This window comes from Herbiconiux liukaitaii, assembly GCF_041927495.1.
GTDB lineage: Bacteria > Actinomycetota > Actinomycetes > Actinomycetales > Microbacteriaceae > Herbiconiux > Herbiconiux liukaitaii.
The window spans coordinates 549,717-566,705 of record NZ_JBHFHG010000002.1 but is presented as its reverse complement, the minus strand read 5'-3'; the positions used below and the strand labels follow the sequence as shown (position 1 = coordinate 566,705).

Genomic DNA, 16,989 nt, shown 5'->3' with positions numbered 1-16,989 from the left:
AGGCGCTAGCCGAGGGCGTCGAGCCAGACCTTCCTGGCGTCGAGCGCTTCCTGCAGCTCCTTGACCTTGCGGGTGTCGCCCGCGGTCTTCGCGTCGTCGATCTCGCGCTGGAGCTTCTCGATCGCCCCGGTGAGCTGCGAGGCCAGGCCTTCCGACCGCGCCTTCTTCTCGGGGTTGTTGCGCTGCCAGTGGTCCTCGTCGAGCTTGCGCACGGCGGCCTCCACCTTGCGCAGGCGATCCTCGACCGGCTTCACCTGGTCGCGGGGGACCTTGCCGATCTCGTCCCAGCGCCGCTGGATCGAGGTGAGGGCCTCACGGGCCTTCGTGCGGTCGGTCTCGGTGAGCAGGGGCTCCGCCTCGTCGAGCAGCGCGAGCTTCTGCGTGAGGTTCTCGCCGAACTCGCCCTCGTCGCGCGCGACGACCTCGCTGCGGGCCGAGTAGAGCACGTCGCCGGCGGCCTTGAACCTGTCCCAGAGCGCGTCGTCGTACTTCTTGCCTGCTCGCCCGGTGGCCTTCCACTCCGTGAGCAGGTCGCGGTAGGCGGTGATGCCGTCGCTGCCGCGGGACTCGAGAGCCTCCGCGCGCTCCACGAGTGCCTGCTTGCGCGTGCGAGCGTCGCGGTGCACCTGGTCGAGCTCGGAGAAGAACGCCTTGCGCTGGGTCTCGAGCGAGGTGCGGGCCTCGCGGAAGCGCTTCCACAGCTCCTGGGCCTCCGAGCGCGGGATGCGCGGGCCGTCCTGCTGGTGCTTCTGCCAGCGGCCGAACAGCTCGTCGATCTTCGACGTCACCGTCTTCCACTGCGCCTTCGCGGGATCGTGCCCCGCGAGGGCCTCGATCTCGACCACGATCTCGGTGCGGTCGACGATGGCCTGCGCCACCTCGGCCTGCGCCTCCGCCGACTGCTTCTCGGTGATCTCCGACACGGTGGAGGAGAGGGCCTCGAGGCGTGTCCTGAGCGCGGCGAGGTCGCCGACGGCGTTGGCCGACTCCACCGCGGCGCTGATCGACTTGAGGGCCTTCGCGATGTCGGCGGCGGGAGCACCGCGCTTGGCACGCTGCTCGAGCAGGGTCACCTGACCGGCGAGGTCGGTGAACTTGCGCTCGAAGTAGGCGAGCGCCTCCTCCGTCGTGCCATCGGGGTACTGACCGACGAGTCGCTCACCCTCGGCCTCACGGACGTAGACGGAGCCGTCGTCGTCGACTCGACCCCACGGTTGCTGTTCACTAACGGTCACGGAGTCATTCCTGTCGACGATGTCTGGAGCACGGGCACCAGCCTATTGCACGGCGTGGCGGGCTTTCGAGTGCGGCCCTGCCGCTACTGCACGGTCACGCTCTCGATGACGGCGGGAGCGGCGGGCTTGCCGTCGGCCGCGCCGTCGGCGGTGCCCTGGTCGATCACGCCGGTCGTGAGAGCGTCGAGGCCACTCGTGACGGTGCCGAGCACGGTGTAGCCGCCCGCTGCATCCGAGGGGATGGTCGAGTCGTCGTAGACGATGAAGAACTGGCTGCCCATGCTGCTGCCGTTGCCGCCCTGGCGGGCCATGGCGAGGGTTCCTGCCGGGTAGAGGTCGTCGGCGGGAGCGTTCTCGACGGGGCCGTAGTTGTATCCGGGGCCACCCGTGCCCGTGCCGGTCGGGTCGCCGCACTGCAGCACGAAGATGCCGCTCGTGGTGAGGCGGTGGCAGCTCGTGTCGGTGAAGAAGTCGGACTGCGCCTGCGTCACGAAGGCGGAGACGGCCTGGGGTGCCGCTGCCCCGTCGAGCTCGATGCCGAGGGGCACGCCATCGATGGTCATCGTGCCCGTCCAGGTGCGGTCCTCCGCGACGGTGGAGGGCGGCACGTCGCCGGTGTTCTCACCCTCCGCGGCGGCGGGATCGGTGGCGCCGGGGGTCGGTGTGGAGGACGCCACGGGAGCGCCGGGGCCTCCGCTGAAGTAGAAGATCTGCGCAGCCGTGACACCGGCGATCAGCAGCACGACCATGACGGCCGCGATGATGTTGTCGCGAGTGCGACGCCCGATCCGCTCGGAATGCGCCTGCTGACGTGCCTGGTAGTCCCGCAGCCGCGTGCGCGCCTCACGAGCGGCGCGATCCTGGTTCTTCGGTGCCACGGGTCCTCCTGATGTGCTCTGCCGACTGCCGGTACGCCGGGCCGTGTCGGCCCATCACAGTACCCTAGACGTATGGCTCATCAGCAACCGGGACTCCACTCCGGGGCAGTCCCGCTCGCTGTCCGCATGCGACCACGCAGTCTCGACGAGGTGGCCGGTCAGAAGCACCTCCTGCGGCCCGGTTCCCCGCTCGTCAACCTCGCCTCCGACACCGGGGGAGCGAGCGGATCGGTCTCCGTCATCCTCTGGGGCCCGCCAGGCACGGGCAAGACCACGCTGGCCCAGGCCATCGCCCATTCCTCTGGCCGCAAGTTCGTGGAGCTCTCGGCCGTCACCGCCGGTGTCAAAGACGTGAGGCAGGTCATGGAGGAGGCGTTCCGCAACCGCGACCTCTACGGCCTCTCCACCGTGCTCTTCCTCGACGAGATCCACCGCTTCACCAAGGCGCAGCAGGACGCCCTCCTGCCCGGCGTCGAGAACGGCTGGGTCATCCTCGTAGCCGCCACCACCGAGAACCCGTCGTTCTCGGTGATCTCGCCACTGCTCTCGCGCTCCCTCCTGCTCACGCTCGAGCAGCTCACCGACGATGACCTCGGCGTGCTCATCGACAGGGCGGTCACGGATGCGCGCGGCCTGAACGACAGGGTCGCCCTCGACCCCGAGGCGCGCGCCGCCATCATCCGCATGGCGTCGGGTGATGCCCGCCGTGCCCTCACCGCCCTCGAGGCCTCCGCGGCCACGGCCCGCGCGGGGGTCGCCGAAGACGACGCCGACGAGGTGCCGCTCATCACGGGGGCGATCCTCGAGCAGTCAGTCGACCGCGCGCTGCTCCGTTACGACCGCAACGGCGACGAACACTACGACGTCATCAGCGCCTTCATCAAGTCGGTGCGCGGCTCCGACGTCGACGCCTCGCTGCACTACCTGGCGCGCATGTTCGAGGCGGGGGAGGATCCGCGGTTCATCTGCCGTCGCGTCATCATCCTCGCGTCGGAAGACATTGGGATCGCCGATCCGCAGGCGCTGCCGATCGCCGTCGCCGCCGCGGAGGCCGTGCAGATGATCGGCATGCCCGAAGGGCGCATCCCGCTCGCCGAAGCTGTCGTCTACCTGGCCACCGCACCCAAATCGAACGCCTCCTACATGGGCATCAATGCCGCCATCGCCGACGTGAAGGCGGGCAACTTCGGCCGCGTGCCCAAGCACCTGCGCGATGCCCACTACGCCGGCGCCAAGCGGCTCGGCCACGGCAAGGGCTACAAGTACCCGCACGACAGCGACGTGGGAGTGGTGAGGCAGCAGTACCTGCCCGATGAACTGGCGGGCACGACCTACTACACCCCAACCGACCACGGGCACGAGCGGGAGGTCTCGGCGCGACTGCAGAAACTCCGCGACATCACGCGGGGAACGCCTGGATGAGGGCATCCGCTGTGCTAATCTTGCATTCGCCTAATCAGCGTCACTTCGGAGCGGCTGCCGATCGACCTTGATGACGGGATCGTGTTCTTTAGCCGAACCGCCCGGCGACATCCCTCTTACTTGGAATCCTGTGGATTCACACGCGCGCTCCGGCGCGCATCCATCTTGTAAGAACTTCTACGAAAGGACGTAAGTGGCTACCAAGTCGCGTACGCGCAGCAAGACCCGCCTCTCGCGGGCACTCGGCATCCCCCTCACCCCGAAGGCGGCCAAGTACCTCGAGAAGCGCCCATACGCTCCCGGTGAGCACGGCCGCACCAAGCGCAAGCAGGACAGCGACTACGCTGTGCGTCTGCGCGAGAAGCAGCGCCTGCGTGCCCAGTACGGCATCCGCGAGAAGCAGCTGAAGATCGCCTTCGAAGAGGCCCGCAAGGCGAAGGGTCTGACCGGTGAGAACCTGGTCGAGCTCCTCGAGATGCGCCTCGACGCCCTGATCCTCCGCGCCGGCTTCGCCCGCACCACCGCCCAGGCCCGTCAGATGGTCGTGCACCGTCACATCCTGGTCGACGGCCAGCTGGTCGACCGTCCCTCCTTCCGCGTGAAGCCGGGCCAGACCATCCACGTCAAGACCCGCTCCGAGGGCACCGAGCCGTTCCAGGTCGCCGCTGCCGGTGGTCACATCGACCTCCTGCCGAAGACCCCCGGCTACCTCTCGGTCGAGCTCGACAAGCTGCAGGCACGCCTCGAGCGTCGCCCCAAGCGCGCCGAGGTCCCCGTGACCTGCGAAGTGCAGCTCGTGGTGGAGTACTACGCCGCCCGCTAACACCGGACACGGCATACTGGAGAGCGGGTCACCCACGGGTGGCCCGCTTTCTGCATCATCGGCCTCCGATACTCGACGACCTGAAGGGCTCCCACAATGACTGGTGGAGACATCGCCGGCCTCATCGCAGCGGGCGTGTTCGCCGTGCTCGTGGGCCTCATCGCCATCCCTCTCATCAAGCTCGGGGGAGTGTTCGACCAGACCCGCGACTCGATCAAGGACGTGAGCGACGGCATCACGCCGATCCTCGCCGAGTCCACCGTGACCGTGCAGGAGGCGAACCGGCAGCTCGCGCGGGTCGACACCATCACGAAGAACGTGGAGGAGGTCACCGGCAACGTCTCGTCGCTCGTGGCGCTCTTCGCCGCCTCCGTGGGCGGCCCGCTCATCAAGCTCGCCGGCTTCAGCGCCGCCGTGCGCACAGCTCTCATCGGCCTCCGCCCCAAGGGCTGACAGACCCATCGCGGCTAAGCTGGCCTGAGGCTTTCCGCACCCCACTCGCACGAGGAGAACGACATGAAGAAGATCCTGTGGCTGATCGCCGGCATCGGCCTCGGCTTCCTGGCCGCCCACCAGTTCAACCAGACGAAGAGCGGCAAGCAGTTCTTTAAGGACCTCGACCAGCGCACGAAGGAGTTCGGCGACTCGCTCGTCGACGGCTACCGCGAGCGCGAGGCCGAGCTCCGCGCCGCCATCTCCGACGCCAAGTAGGGGCGACTCCACTCAATGCAGACCGCTGACATCCGCTCCCGCTGGCTGACCTTCTTCGGCGATCGGGGGCACACCGTCGTGCCCTCCGCGTCGCTCGTCTCCGACGACCCGTCGCTGCTCTTCACCGTGGCCGGCATGGTGCCGTTCATCCCGTACCTCTCGGGCCTCGTGCCCGCGCCGTACCCGCGCGCCACGAGCGTGCAGAAGTGCATCCGCACCCTCGACATCGAAGAGGTCGGCAAGACCACGAGGCACGGCACGTTCTTCCAGATGAACGGCAACTTCTCGTTCGGCGACTACTTCAAGGAAGGCGCCATCGGGTACGCCTGGGAGCTGCTCACCACGCCGGAGTCCGATGGCGGACTCGGAATGGCGGAGCGCGACCTGTGGGTCACCGTCTACGAGGACGACGACGAGGCGATCGACATCTGGAAGCGCGTGGCCGGGGTGCCCGACTCCCGCATCCAGCGCTTCGGCAAAGAGGACAACTACTGGTCCACCGGGCAGCCGGGCCCCGCCGGCCCGTGCTCCGAGATCTACTTCGACCGCGGCCCGGCCTACGGCCTCGAGGGCGGCCCCGCCGCCGACGAGAACCGGTACATCGAGATCTGGAACCTCGTGTTCATGCAGTACCTGCGTGGCGAGGGCACCTCGAAGACCGAGTTCGAGATCCTGGGCGAGCTTCCCCGCAAGAACATCGACACGGGCATGGGCCTCGAGCGCGTGGCGTTCCTCAAGCAGGGTGTCGAGAATCTCTACGAGATCGACCAGGTGCGCCCCGTGCTCGATCGGGCCGCCGAGATCTCCGGTCGTCGCTACGGCGCCGACCACGACGACGACGTGCGGATGCGTGTGGTCGCCGACCACGTGCGGAGCGCCCTCATGCTCATGAGCGACGGCGTGACGCCCTCCAACGAGGGTCGCGGCTACATCCTCCGCCGACTGCTCCGCCGCACGGTGCGCTCGATGCGCCTGCTCGGGGTCGACACCGCCACCATGCCCGAGCTCCTCACGGCCTCGCGCGACGCCATGAAGGCCGCCTACCCCGAGGTCGAGGCCGACTACGCCCGCATCTCGCGCGGCGCCTACGCCGAGGAGGAATCGTTCCTCCGCACCCTCACCGGTGGCACGGCCATCCTCGACCTCGCCGTGGCGACGCTCAAGGATGACTCCGCGAAGGCGGAGACCGCGGCTCAGCTGCCCGGTGACACCGCCTTCCTGCTGCACGACACCTACGGGTTCCCCATCGACCTCACGCTCGAGATCGCCGAGGAGTCGGGCATCACGGTCGACCGGGTGGCCTTCGAGTCGCTCATGGCCGAGCAGAAGCAGCGCGCCAAGGCCGATGCGAAGGCGAAGAAGCTCGGCATCACCGACCTCACCGTCTACAGCCAGTTCCGCGCCCTCGGCGAGACGGTCTTCCGCGGCTACGACGAGCTCGAGGCCGAGGCCTCCGTGCTCGGCCTCATCCTCGACGGCGTCTCGGTCACGAGCGCCGTGGCGGGCGAGCAGGTGGAGGTGATCGTGGCCGAGACCGCGCTCTACGCCGAGTCAGGCGGCCAGGAGGCCGACGCGGGGACGATCGTGGGCGACGGCTTCGAGCTCACCGTGCTCGACGTGCAGAAGCCCGTCAAGGGGCTCATCAGCCACCGCGCCGAGGTCACGAGCGGGCAGATCGCCGTGGGCGACACGGCTCGCACCGTGGTGGACCGCGACTGGCGCCGGGGGGCCACCCAGGCGCACTCGGCCACCCACCTCATCCACGCCGCGCTCCGTGAGACCCTCGGAGACGAGGCTCACCAGGCCGGTTCGTACAACAAGGCCGGCTACATGCGGCTCGACTTCTCGTGGAACCAGCCGCTCTCGGCCGAGACCCGCACCGAGATCGAGGAGAAGGCGAACATCGCCATCCGCTCGGATCTCGAGGTCGTGACGCGCGAACTGCCCATCGACGAGGCGCGCTCGATGGGCGCGATGGCGCTCTTCGGCGAGAAGTACGGCGACGTCGTGCGCATGGTCGACATCGGCGGCCCCTGGTCACGCGAGCTGTGCGCGGGCACCCATGTGGCCTCGAGTGCGCAGATCGGCATGATCAACCTGCAGGGGGAGTCGTCGATCGGATCGACGAACCGCCGTGTCGAGGCGCTCGTGGGTCTCGAGGCGTTCCGGGAGTTCGCCGCCGAGCGCGCCCTCGTCTCGCAGCTCACCTCCTCGCTCAAGGCGCCGCGCGACGAGCTCGCCGCGCGCATCGCCGATCTGAGCGCCAACCTCAAGGCGGCGGAGAAGCGCATCGCGGCCTTCGAGGCCGGCGCCCTCGCCACACGCATCCCCGCCCTCGCGGCCACGGCACGCCCTGCCGGCTCCACCACCCTGGTGGCCGAGCACGTGGGTGAGCTGCGCTCCGCCGACGAGCTGCGGCAGCTCGCCACGGGAGTGCGGGAGGCGCTGACCACCTCGGGCACCGACTCTGCCGTGGTGGCTCTCGCCGCCGTGGCCGGTGGCAAGCCCGTGGTGATCGTGGCCACGACCCCCGCCGCCAGGGCCGCAGGCGCCAAGGCCGGCGCACTGGCCAAACTCGCCTCCGGTGTTCTCGGTGGCGGTGGCGGCGGCAAGGACGACCTCGCCCAGGGCGGCGGCACCGACACGCAGGCGATCGGCGCGGCCCTCGAGGCCGTCTCGAACGCGGTCGCCGGGTAGCGCATGCGAGTGGGCGTGCGGATCGGCATCGATGTGGGCAAGGCCCGCATCGGTGTGGCGCGCACCGACCTGCACGGCATGCTGGCGACGCCGGTGGAGACCGTGCCGCGAGCCGACGACGGCTCTGACCTGCGCCGGATCCGCGCGATCGCGGAGGAGCTCGACGCGTTCGAGTACGTGGTGGGGCTCCCGCTCGCGATGAGCGGCGGCGAGACCGCCTCGACGCAGGACGCGAAGGGCTTCGCGGCCCGCCTCGCCGACGACGAGGCCGCATCCGACGGCGCCGGCCGGCCCGTGCGCATGATCGATGAGCGCTTGAGCACGGTCTCCGCGCAGGCCGCCCTGCACCGCAGCGGTCGCAACACCCGCACCTCGCGCCCCGTGATCGATCAGGTTGCCGCGGTTATACTCGTGCAGCATGCCCTAGACAGTGAGCGAGCCTCGGGGAAACCCCCGGGTATCCTCCTCCACCCGAGTCAAGGAAAAGGCAGTGACTGACCGACAGCCACCAGAAGACCACCCGTTCGCCGAGTTCTTCCGAGAGCCGGAGAAGCCGCAGGGTGCGCCCCGATCCCGCAGAGACGCGCGGATGGCGGACGCCTCACGGGCACCACAGGTTGCGGGAGGCGGTCGGCGAGGAGGCCGGGTCGCCGGCGGCGGAGCGGGCGGGCCCGCCAGGAAGCCGAGGCGCTGGATCGGCGGTCTCATCTTCACCATCGTGGCGGTGGGACTGCTCGTGGGGGGCGGTGTGTACGTCTGGAACACCTTCGGCTCGCAGATCGAATCCGTCCTCGCCGGCAGCGAGGTCGAGGACTACGAGGGGGCGGGCACCGGAGAGGTGATGTTCGTCATCAACTCGGGCGACGGCGGCGAGACCATCGGCGACAACCTGGCCGCTGCCGGTGTCGTGAAGAGCTCCTCCGCCTTCTACCAGGAGCTGCTCGGCACGAGCCCCGAGCCCGTGTTCAACCCCGGCACCTTCAAGCTCGCGGAGCAGATGAGCGCGCGCTCGGCTCTCGACGCGCTGCTCGACCCTGCGAACAAGGTCGACAACACCGTCACGATCCCCGAGGGATCGAGCGCCGCGGGCATCTACCAGGAGCTGGCCGACGTCACCGGGCTGCCGATCGAGCAGTTCCAGGCGGTGGGCGCCAACTACACCGCGCTCGGTGTGCCCGCCGAGGCTCCGAGCATCGAGGGCTTCCTGTTCCCCGCCACCTACACGTTCGAGCCGGGGGACACCCCCGAGTCGATGATCAAGACCATGGTCGACCGCACCTTCCAGTCGCTCGACGCGGCAGGGGTGGCCCCGGAGAACCGACTGCGCGTGCTCTCGTTCGCGGCGCTCATCCAGAAGGAGGCGGGCAGCGTCGAGGACATGGCGAAGGTCGCCCGTGTTTTCCAGAACCGCCTCGACGCGGGCTGGAACATGGAGTCCGACGCCACGATCGCCTACGGAGCCGGCCACAGCCGCGTGGAGACCACGCAGGCCGAGCGCGAGGATCCGTCGAACATCTGGAACACCTACCTGTATCCAGGGCTGCCGGCCGGCCCCATCGCCAACCCCGGTGACGACGCCATCAACGCGGCGCTCAACCCGGCCCCCGGCCCGTGGTACTTCTTCGTGACCGTCGACCTCGACACCGGTGAGACCGTGTTCTCCGAGACCGTCGAGGAGCACGACGCCGCGGTGGTGCGACTGCAGGAGTGGTGGGCGGCGCACCCCGAGATCGAGTAGGCGAGCGGATGACGGACCCCGCGGCATCCTTCTCGCCGGCGTCCTGCGCGTCGGGAGCGCAGCGTCTCGCGGTGCTCGGGTCGCCCATCGGGCACTCGAGGTCACCGCTGCTGCACCGCACGGCGTACAGCGCGCTCGGGCTGCCGTGGCGGTACGACGCCGTGGAGGTCGCCTCGGAGGAGCTGGCGGCGTTCGTGGCCGGGCTCGACGACGGCTGGCGCGGGCTCTCGCTCACGATGCCGCTCAAGGAGACGGTCATCCCACTGCTCGACGAGGTGGATGCGGTGGCCACGGCCACCGGGGCGGTGAACACCGTGCTGGTCGAGCATTCGGGCGGTGCGCGACGGCTGAGCGGCTTCAACACCGACGTCTACGGCATCACGGAGGCCCTGCGCAGGGCGGGGGTGGAGCGGTCGACGCACGCACTCGTGGTGGGCGGGGGAGCGACAGCCCGATCGGCCGTGGTGGCCGCCGCGCAGCTCGGCGCCGAGCACGTCGACATCGTGCTGCGCACCCCGTCGAAGGCGGCCGACGTGGTGGAGTCCGCACGAGCCGCGGGTCTCACCTCGACGGTGCTGGCTCTCACCGATCCTGCCGTGGCCACTCTCGAGCCCGACCTCACCATCAGCACCCTGCCGGGCGGAGTGGGCGCAGGTGCCTTCTTCGAGGGCGTAGCCGCGGCATCCTCCTCAACCCTCCTCGACGTGGCCTACCACCCGTGGCCCAGCGAACTCGCGGCCGTCTGGTCGTCGGGAGGCGGCACACCCGTCTCCGGCCTGTCCATGCTCGCCCACCAGGCCGTCGCCCAAATCCGCATCTTCACCAACGCCGACCCCCTCCTCCCCCTAGCCAACGAGGACTCCATCACCGCCGAGCTGCTCGCGGCGGTGGGTTCGGACTGACGGGGAGCGTTCCACGACTGTGGGAAGATCTTAACTATGCTCCGTTGGCTCACCGCCGGCGAGTCCCACGGTCAAGAACTCATCGCGATCGTCGAAGGACTCCCCTCCGGCATCCCCGTCTCCCTCTCCGATCTGCGAGCCGATCTGGCCCGCCGCAAGCTCGGCTACGGTCGTGGTGCGCGCATGAAGTTCGAGCAGGACGAGCTCGCGATGTCGGGCGGCGTCGTGCACGGCCGCACCCTCGGCAGCCCCGTGGCGGTGCGCATCGGCAACACGGAGTGGCCGAAGTGGACCGAGGTCATGGGTGTCGAGGCTCCGGAGGAGGAACTCCCCGGGAGGGGCCGCAGCGCCCCCCTCACGCGCCCGCGCCCCGGCCACGCCGACCTCGTGGGCATGCAGAAGTACGACTTCGACGAGGCGCGCCCCATCCTCGAGCGTGCCAGCGCCCGTGAGACGGCGGCGCGAGTGGCGCTCGGCGCCATCGCCCGCAGGTTCCTCGGCGAGCTCGGCATCACCCTCGTGAGCCACACCCTCGCGATCGGCCCTGTGCGGGTGCCCGAGGGCAGCCCGCTGCCCGTGCCCACCGACGTCGATGCACTCGACGCCGATCCGGTGCGCTGCTGGGACGCCGCCACGAGCGCGCTCATGGTGGCCGAGATCGACGACGCCCGCAAGGAGGGCGACACCCTCGGCGGTGTCGTCGAGGTGCTCGCCTACGGCCTGCCGCCCGGGCTCGGATCGCACGTGCACTGGGACCGCCGGCTCGACTCGCAGCTCGCGGCCGCCCTCATGGGCATCCAGGCCATCAAGGGCGTGGAGGTGGGCGACGGCTTCGAGACCACCCGCCGCCGCGGTTCGGCCGCGCACGACGAGCTGTACCGCGAGGGTGACGAGATCACCCGCTCCACCGATCGTGCCGGGGGCACCGAGGGCGGCATGTCGACCGGCACCGTGCTGCGGGTGCGCGCTGGCATGAAGCCCATCGCCACCGTGCCGCACGCGCTGCACACCATCGACGTCGCCACGGGGGAGGACGCCGCAGCGCACCACCAGCGCTCCGACGTCTGCGCCGTTCCGGCGTCCGGCGTGGTCGCCGAGGCGATGACGGCACTCGTGCTCGCCAACGCGGTGCTCGAGAAGTTCGGCGGCGATTCGGTGGGGGAGACCCGGCGCAACCTCGAGTCGTACCTCGCCGCCATCCCCGAGGCGCTCCGCACCGGCATCGCGCGCGCATGACGGTCGTGCTGATCGGCCCTCCCGCCGCAGGCAAGACCCGCATCGGCAAGCGCGTGGCGCGGCTGCTCGGCGTGCCCTTCGTCGACACCGACAAGCTCATCGTCGCCTCCCACGGCCCGATCCCGGAGATCTTCGCCACGCACGGCGAGGGGCACTTCCGGGCGCTCGAACGGGCAGAGGTGGTGAAGGCGCTCGGCACCGACGCCGTGGTGTCGTTCGGCGGCGGCGCCGTGCTCGATCCCGACACGAGGCGTGACATCGCCGAGCTCCCCGTGGTGCTTCTCACGGTGCAGCCGCACGCGGTCGAGTCCCGGCTCGGCAACGGCAAGCGACCGCTCGTGCCCGACCTCGCCTCGTGGCTCGCGCTCCACGAGAAGCGCCGCGAGCTCTACGAGAGCCTCGCCGATCACGTCGCCGACACGAGCGACCGCCCCACCGACCAGATCGCCGCCGAGCTCGCCGAGTGGGCCCGCGGGCGCCTCAGCACCAGCACATCCGCCTCGCCATCCGCATCCGCCTCCGCCTCCGCCTCACCATCCGCTTCCCGGGAGACCGCATCATGACCGACGTCACCACCATCCCCGTGACGGGTGTCGACGCCTACGACGTGATCGTGGGCCGCGGCATCCTCGACCGCGTGGCCGAGGGTCTCGCGCCGAGCGTGCAGAAGGTGCTCATCGTGCACCCGCCCACCCTCGGAGCCAGGGCGGCCGCGCTCCGCGAGTCGCTGCTCGGCCTCGGGCGGTTCGACGTGCTGCTCGCCGAGATCCCGGATGCCGAGGCGGGCAAGCGCGTGGAGGTCGCGTCGTTCTGCTGGCAGGTCATGGGGCAGGCCGACTTCACCCGCACCGATGCCGTGATCGGCTTCGGCGGCGGCGCTGTGACCGACCTGGCCGGCTTCGTGGCTGCCACCTGGCTGCGCGGCGTCACGCTCGTGCAGGCGCCCACCACGCTCCTCGGCATGGTGGATGCGGCCGTGGGCGGCAAGACGGGCATCAACACCAACGAGGGCAAGAACCTCGTGGGTGCCTTCTACGCTCCGAGCCTCGTGGTGGCCGACCTCGATCAGCTCGAGGGTCTGCCGCGCAACGAGATCCTGGCCGGCTTCGGCGAGGTCGTGAAGTGCGGCTTCATCGCCGAGCCCGAGATCCTCGACATCATCGAGGCCGACCTGGAGCGGGCGACCGATCCCTCGACCGAGGAGTTCCGGCGGATCGTCGAGCTCTCGATCGCCGTCAAGGCGAGGGTCGTCTCGAGCGACTTCAAGGAGGCGGGCCTCCGCGAGATCCTCAACTACGGGCACACCCTCGGCCACGCCATCGAGCACGCCGAGCGCTACCAGTGGCGGCACGGGGCCGCGGTGGCCGTGGGCATGATGTTCGCGGCCGAGCTCGGTCGGCTCACCGGTTCGCTCTCGGACGAGGTGGTCGACAGGCACCGGCGCATTCTGACCTCGCTCACCCTGCCCACCGAGTACCCGGCCGGTCGCTGGCCCACCCTGCTCGCCACGATGCAGCGCGACAAGAAGGCCCGCGGCAGCATGCTGCGGTTCATCGTGCTCGACGAGCTCGCCCGGCCGACGGTGCTGCAGGGTCCCGACTCCTCGATGCTCTTCACCGCCTACCAAGAGATCGCGTCCTAGGGAGAATCCGATGTCATCCGTCCTCGTCCTGAACGGCCCCAATCTCGGCCGGCTCGGCAGTCGCGAGCCCGACGTCTACGGCTCGCAGGATCTCGGGGCGCTCGAGGCCCTCCTGGTCGAGCAGGCCGCGGGGCGCGTCGAGATCGACGTGCGGCAGACCAACGACGAGGCCGAGCTCATCTCGTGGCTCTACGAGGCCGTCGACACCTCGACCCCCGTCATCCTCAACCCCGCCGCGTTCACGCACTACTCCTACGGGCTGCGCGACGCGGCGGCGCTCGTGACCAAGGCGGGAGTGCCCCTCATCGAGGTGCACATCTCCAACCCGCACGCCCGCGAGACCTTCCGGCACACGAGCGTGATCTCCGGCGTCGCCACCGGGGTCATCGCGGGCTTCGGGTTCGGCTCGTACCGCCTGGCGCTGGTGGCTCTCCTCTCGCCCGAAGGCTGAACCGCTACACTCGTGCAGGACCGATCAGCCGGTCACCCCACATACTTCGAAACGGATCACCTCTTTCATGGCTTCAACGAACGACATCAAGAACGGCACCGTGCTCGACATCGACGGTCAGCTCTGGAACGTCATCGAGTTCCAGCACGTCAAGCCGGGCAAGGGCGGCGCGTTCGTGCGCACCAAGATCAAGAACGTGCGCACCGGCAAGCTCGTCGACCGCACCTTCAACGCGGGCGCCAAGATCGAGACGGCCAATGTCGACCGTCGCGACTTCCAGTACCTGTACAAGGACGGCGACGACTTCGTCTTCATGGACACCACCGACTACGACCAGATCACCATCCCCGGTGCCATCGTGGGCGAGTCGTCGAACTTCCTGCTCGAGCAGCAGATGGCCACGATCGCGCTCACCGACGGCGAGCCGCTCTACGTGGAGCTCCCGGCCTCCGTCGTGCTCGAGATCACCTACACCGAGCCGGGCCTCCAGGGCGACCGCTCGACCGGCGGCACGAAGAACGCGACCGTCGAGACCGGCTACGAGATCCAGGTGCCCCTGTTCCTCGAGATCGGCACCAAGGTCAAGGTCGACACCCGCACGGGTGACTACCTCGGCCGCGTCAACTAGGGCGAGTCGTTGAGCTCACGCACGAAGGCGCGCAAGCGCGCCCTCGACATCCTCTTTGCCGCCGACGTGCGGCAGATCCCCATTGCCGAGTCGCTCGCCGCCGAGGCGGGCCGCGCGGCCGGGGAGCCCGACCGGCAGACCTCGTGGCTCTACGCCCGTGAGATCGTCGACGGCGTGGTCGATCACTTCTCCGAGATCGACGAGACGATCGAGACGTACGCGCAGGGCTGGACCATCGCGCGCATGCCCACGATCGATCGTGCCCTGCTGCGTATCGCCATCTGGGAGATCCTCTACAACGACGAGGTGCCCTCGGGTGTGGCCATCGATGAGGCCGTAGAGGCCGCGAAGACGCTCTCGACCGACGACTCGGCCGGTTTCGTCAACGGCGTGCTCGCTAGAGTCGCCCAGCAGGTGTAGTTCAGTTCTGAAACGCGAACGTCCCGCCCACCGAACCCCATGAGGGCTGGTGGGCGGGACGTTCGCGTTTCCGAACCGCTACGCGGTGCGGCGGCGGCGGGTGAAGGCCAGGGTGGCGATGCCCGCTGTGAAGAGGGCTGCTACTGCGGCCACGCCCGGGAGGGGATCGGCGCCCGTGGAGGCCAGGGAGCCGTCGGCGCCCGGCTTCGAGGTGGGCGGCGCCGGCGCGATCGCGGTCGACGTGGGCGACGGCACACCGGTGGGCGTGGGAGTCGGCTCAGCGGTGGGGGTCGGCTCCACGGTGGGCGTGGGCGTCGGCGTGATCACGGGCTCCTCGGCGACCTCGATGCCGAAGGCGGTGGTGGTGCCCGAGACCTCATTGCCGACGAGCAGCATGGGCTCACCGGTGGGGGAGTCGGCGGCCGACACGAAGTCGAGGCCCTCGGGGCCGAGGTCACCGGAGGCCGAGAGGGCCTCGGTGGACTCGGAGGGGTCGATCACCGAGAAGTCGCGGTTGTTGACGTAGGTCACGAACGAGGCGTCGGTCGGGTCGGTGATGTCGTAGACGATCACGCCGCCCACGCGCTCGAAGCCGATGAACGCGTACGTGCGCTCGTCGATCGTGCCGAGGGCGAGACCCTCGGGCTCAGGGCCCTTGTCGTCGCTGCGGTTGTCGAAGGCGACGTCGGTGTGGCTCGAGTTGAACACGCCCTCTGGCAGCGCCTCCGCCGTGATCTGCTCGAAGTCCGAGCCGGAGTCGAAGACCTGGGTGCCGTCGGCCGACCAGATCGAGAACGACCGCGAGCCGTAGGAGTAGAGCTCCGAGTAGCAGCCGGCGGTCTCGTCGAGGCCGTTCGCGGTGGTGATGTTGAGGCGGCCGAGCTGCTCGTCGGTCACGAAAGACTCGAGCGAAGCGCACACCGGTGCGAGTCCGTCGTCACCGAGGTCCTTGACGCGCGCGACCTCGGAGAAGCCCTCCCAGTCGCGGCTGTCGCCCTCGTTGGCCGAGACCACGTAGGTCTCGCCGTCGGCGTCGAAGCTGCCGATGGCATCCGGCTGGTAGAAGCCCTGCACGGGCCAGGTCGTGATGTTCACCGCGTCGTCGCGATCCGAGGCGTCCATGGCGATGACCGAGTGGTCCTGCGTGCCGAGGGCGTTGACCGCGGCGATGGTCGCCGAGGCGATGTCGATGACGCCGATGGCGTTGGCCTCCTGGATGGAGACGTAGGCGGTGAGTCCGTCGGGGGAGACCGTGATGTACTCGGGCTCGAGGTTCTCCGACACGGGGGAGGCGGATCCGTCGATGCCGCCGTAGATGCGCACACCCTCGGGCAGCGTCATGGTGCCGCCGGCCTCGAAGGCGCTGAAGTCGGCCGTGCGCACGGCCGCCTGAAGCGGGGCGGTGAGGGTGGAGGGGATCGCGATGACCGAGATCGTGCCCTCGGGGTCGACCGAGTAGTCCTCGGCCGGCTCGCCCTCGTTCGCCACGAGGGCGGTGGTGCCGTCGGGCGAGAACGTCACCATGTCCGGGAGCGCACCGGCGCGCACGGCGCCGAGCGCGGTGCCGGTGCCTGCGGCGTCGAAGAACACGACCCAGCCGTCGTCGGTCTTGGGGTCGTTCTCCACGGCGAGGGCCACGAGACCGTCGGCGCGCACGGCCACGGAGTTGGCGACCGCCTCGGCGGGGATGACGGAGCCGTCGGCGGCGACGACGCCGGCCGTGGCGAGATCGAAGAGGTACTCGGGCGCCGTGGCGTCGGAGTAGTCGAGCACCTGGGCGACACCGGCCTGGGCGTTCACCACGAAGGCGCGGTCGGTGCCCGCGTGGAACTGCACGATCTCGGCGGCGCTCTCATCGAACACACCCGTCTCGTAGCCGGAGAGGGGGCTCAGGGCGAGGCGGGCATCCTCGGCGCTGAACGAGATGGGGTCGGCCACGGGGGCGGCCTGCGCCACGGCGGCGGCGCCGAAAGCGGCTCCGGCCAGCAGGGCGGCACCGGCGCACGTGCTGAGCACGGCGAGGGTGGGACGTCGGGGCATGGTTCTCCTCAGATCGAAGGGGGGATGGCATCCAGCCGACTACACGCAGGTGAACGGCCCGTGGCGCCCGGATGTCCCGGCCGTGAACGCGGCACCTGAACGCGGCCTGCGTCGCAGACGCCGACGAGACGGCGCGGCTCCCCTCGGCTGGTAGAGTCGAGGACGT

17 protein-coding genes are annotated in these 16,989 nt (G+C 69.7%); 14 read left to right on the top strand and 3 right to left on the bottom strand.

What is annotated here, in order from left to right; all coding sequences use genetic code 11:
- Positions 1-5: 5 nt before the first annotated feature.
- A complete protein-coding gene (locus tag ACEXQC_RS03215; RefSeq protein ID WP_374818295.1) occupies positions 6-1,235 on the bottom strand; it encodes a DUF349 domain-containing protein in 1,230 nt (409 codons plus the stop codon).
- Between the two features lie 83 nt (positions 1,236-1,318).
- On the bottom strand, positions 1,319-2,113 hold the full coding sequence (locus ACEXQC_RS03210) for a peptidylprolyl isomerase (protein ID WP_374818293.1): 795 nt from the start codon (positions 2,111-2,113) through the stop codon (positions 1,319-1,321).
- A 72-nt stretch (positions 2,114-2,185) separates the two neighbouring features.
- Between ACEXQC_RS03210 and ACEXQC_RS03205 the strand changes: the two genes are divergently transcribed.
- The 14 genes from ACEXQC_RS03205 (at position 2,186) to nusB (ending at position 14,783) form a co-directional block, all read left to right on the top strand.
- Positions 2,186-3,535, top strand: a complete 1,350-nt coding sequence (locus tag ACEXQC_RS03205; protein ID WP_374818291.1) for a replication-associated recombination protein A — start codon at positions 2,186-2,188, stop codon at positions 3,533-3,535.
- A 193-nt stretch (positions 3,536-3,728) separates the two neighbouring features.
- On the top strand, positions 3,729-4,358 hold the full coding sequence (gene rpsD / locus ACEXQC_RS03200; RefSeq protein WP_374818289.1) for a 30S ribosomal protein S4: 630 nt from the start codon (positions 3,729-3,731) through the stop codon (positions 4,356-4,358).
- A 96-nt stretch (positions 4,359-4,454) separates the two neighbouring features.
- On the top strand, positions 4,455-4,811 hold the full coding sequence (locus ACEXQC_RS03195) for a DUF948 domain-containing protein (protein WP_374818287.1): 357 nt from the start codon (positions 4,455-4,457) through the stop codon (positions 4,809-4,811).
- A 63-nt stretch (positions 4,812-4,874) separates the two neighbouring features.
- Complete coding sequence (locus ACEXQC_RS03190; protein WP_374818285.1) at positions 4,875-5,069, top strand: hypothetical protein; 195 nt, start codon at positions 4,875-4,877, stop codon at positions 5,067-5,069.
- A 15-nt stretch (positions 5,070-5,084) separates the two neighbouring features.
- Positions 5,085-7,766 carry an alanine--tRNA ligase gene (gene alaS / locus ACEXQC_RS03185; protein ID WP_374818283.1) on the top strand — a complete coding sequence of 894 codons (2,682 nt, stop codon included), beginning with the start codon at positions 5,085-5,087 and terminating at the stop codon, positions 7,764-7,766.
- Between the two features lie 3 nt (positions 7,767-7,769).
- Positions 7,770-8,264, top strand: a complete 495-nt coding sequence (ruvX, locus tag ACEXQC_RS03180) for a Holliday junction resolvase RuvX (protein ID WP_374818281.1) — start codon at positions 7,770-7,772, stop codon at positions 8,262-8,264.
- Positions 8,265-8,355: 91 nt separating this feature from the next.
- Positions 8,356-9,504, top strand: a complete 1,149-nt coding sequence (gene mltG, locus ACEXQC_RS03175) for an endolytic transglycosylase MltG (protein ID WP_374818279.1) — start codon at positions 8,356-8,358, stop codon at positions 9,502-9,504.
- Between the two features lie 8 nt (positions 9,505-9,512).
- The gene (locus ACEXQC_RS03170; protein WP_374818277.1) at positions 9,513-10,406 is read left to right on the top strand and encodes a shikimate dehydrogenase; all 894 of its coding nucleotides are present in this window, start codon (positions 9,513-9,515) and stop codon (positions 10,404-10,406) included.
- 36 nt (positions 10,407-10,442) lie between these two features.
- Positions 10,443-11,642 (top strand): chorismate synthase, encoded by a 1,200-nt coding sequence (gene aroC, locus ACEXQC_RS03165; protein ID WP_374818275.1) that lies wholly within the window; start codon positions 10,443-10,445, stop codon positions 11,640-11,642.
- A complete protein-coding gene (locus ACEXQC_RS03160) occupies positions 11,639-12,205 on the top strand; it encodes a shikimate kinase (protein WP_374818273.1) in 567 nt (188 codons plus the stop codon). Before aroC ends, ACEXQC_RS03160 begins: the two co-directional genes overlap by 4 nt.
- Positions 12,202-13,284: a 3-dehydroquinate synthase gene (aroB, locus tag ACEXQC_RS03155; RefSeq protein WP_374818271.1), complete on the top strand. Its 1,083-nt coding sequence runs from the start codon at positions 12,202-12,204 to the stop codon at positions 13,282-13,284. The genes ACEXQC_RS03160 and aroB overlap by 4 nt, the downstream gene beginning before the upstream one ends.
- A gap of 10 nt (positions 13,285-13,294) precedes the next feature.
- A complete protein-coding gene (locus ACEXQC_RS03150) occupies positions 13,295-13,735 on the top strand; it encodes a type II 3-dehydroquinate dehydratase (protein ID WP_374818269.1) in 441 nt (146 codons plus the stop codon).
- Between the two features lie 67 nt (positions 13,736-13,802).
- On the top strand, positions 13,803-14,363 hold the full coding sequence (gene efp, locus ACEXQC_RS03145) for an elongation factor P (RefSeq protein WP_374818266.1): 561 nt from the start codon (positions 13,803-13,805) through the stop codon (positions 14,361-14,363).
- 9 nt (positions 14,364-14,372) lie between these two features.
- Complete coding sequence (gene nusB, locus ACEXQC_RS03140; protein ID WP_374818264.1) at positions 14,373-14,783, top strand: transcription antitermination factor NusB; 411 nt, start codon at positions 14,373-14,375, stop codon at positions 14,781-14,783.
- Positions 14,784-14,861: 78 nt separating this feature from the next.
- Here the strand turns inward: nusB and ACEXQC_RS03135 are convergent, their stop codons facing one another.
- The gene (locus ACEXQC_RS03135) at positions 14,862-16,823 is read right to left on the bottom strand and encodes a choice-of-anchor I family protein (protein WP_374818262.1); all 1,962 of its coding nucleotides are present in this window, start codon (positions 16,821-16,823) and stop codon (positions 14,862-14,864) included.
- Between the last annotated feature and the right edge of the window lie 166 nt (positions 16,824-16,989).

What these genes read in the sequence shown, in the direction of transcription:
- mltG (WP_374818279.1), top strand. Translation starts at nt 8,356, where the DNA reads ATGGCGGACGCCTCACGGGCACCACAGGTTGCGGGAGGCGGTCGGCGA.
- ruvX (WP_374818281.1), top strand. Translation starts at nt 7,770, where the DNA reads ATGCGAGTGGGCGTGCGGATCGGCATCGATGTGGGCAAGGCCCGCATC.
- ACEXQC_RS03170 (WP_374818277.1), top strand. Translation starts at nt 9,513, where the DNA reads ATGACGGACCCCGCGGCATCCTTCTCGCCGGCGTCCTGCGCGTCGGGA.
- aroB (WP_374818271.1), top strand. Translation starts at nt 12,202, where the DNA reads ATGACCGACGTCACCACCATCCCCGTGACGGGTGTCGACGCCTACGAC.
- ACEXQC_RS03150 (WP_374818269.1), top strand. Translation starts at nt 13,295, where the DNA reads ATGTCATCCGTCCTCGTCCTGAACGGCCCCAATCTCGGCCGGCTCGGC.
- ACEXQC_RS03195 (WP_374818287.1), top strand. Translation starts at nt 4,455, where the DNA reads ATGACTGGTGGAGACATCGCCGGCCTCATCGCAGCGGGCGTGTTCGCC.
- ACEXQC_RS03160 (WP_374818273.1), top strand. Translation starts at nt 11,639, where the DNA reads ATGACGGTCGTGCTGATCGGCCCTCCCGCCGCAGGCAAGACCCGCATC.
- alaS (WP_374818283.1), top strand. Translation starts at nt 5,085, where the DNA reads ATGCAGACCGCTGACATCCGCTCCCGCTGGCTGACCTTCTTCGGCGAT.
- efp (WP_374818266.1), top strand. Translation starts at nt 13,803, where the DNA reads ATGGCTTCAACGAACGACATCAAGAACGGCACCGTGCTCGACATCGAC.
- ACEXQC_RS03190 (WP_374818285.1), top strand. Translation starts at nt 4,875, where the DNA reads ATGAAGAAGATCCTGTGGCTGATCGCCGGCATCGGCCTCGGCTTCCTG.
- ACEXQC_RS03205 (WP_374818291.1), top strand. Translation starts at nt 2,186, where the DNA reads ATGGCTCATCAGCAACCGGGACTCCACTCCGGGGCAGTCCCGCTCGCT.
- ACEXQC_RS03135 (WP_374818262.1), bottom strand. Translation starts at nt 16,823, where the DNA reads ATGCCCCGACGTCCCACCCTCGCCGTGCTCAGCACGTGCGCCGGTGCC.
- aroC (WP_374818275.1), top strand. Translation starts at nt 10,443, where the DNA reads ATGCTCCGTTGGCTCACCGCCGGCGAGTCCCACGGTCAAGAACTCATC.